Here is a 466-nt window from a genome sequence, read left to right on the forward strand (position 1 = left end):
TCCGTGACACGCTCTTTATTTTAGAGCAGAGAGCCCAGCTTGCACCACCGCGTAAAGATCTCATGGCTCTGCAAGCCGCCTCTTATCTCAAATTACGACGCTATGATGATGCCCGAATTATCTACGAAGCATTAGCAGCCTCAGGAGATCGTGAAGGTATCCGTGGTATGGCTGCTATCAGAGACCTGCAACGACGGTAAATACTGGCTTGGTTTTCTGCATTTCTCGAAATAACGGCCAGCGACATAACTCGCTGGCCGTTTCATTTAATATATTGCCATTAATTATTAATCATTTTCCGTTAACCATAAACTTTAACCGGATACAAATAATTCGACAGCGCGTACCGGTCTGAATAATTACAGCATTTTTGCCCGTCTGGATCACAAGAGTAATGAGAGCCATGTACGACACATATCAAAAACTCTCTGTACTGCAATTGAATCGTATAATTCTTTATGCAGGT

1 protein-coding gene is annotated in these 466 nt (G+C 43.1%); it reads left to right on the forward strand.

All coding sequences use genetic code 11. From position 1 onward, the window contains the following. On the forward strand, positions 1-200 hold a 200-nt coding region (locus HBA93_RS18540; RefSeq protein ID WP_221724280.1), incomplete at its 5' end, for a hypothetical protein. Positions 201-466: the final 266 nt, after the last annotated feature.

The sequence above is a fragment of the Ochrobactrum sp. SFR4 genome (assembly GCF_019730395.1).
Taxonomy (GTDB): Bacteria; Pseudomonadota; Alphaproteobacteria; order Rhizobiales; family Rhizobiaceae; genus Pseudochrobactrum.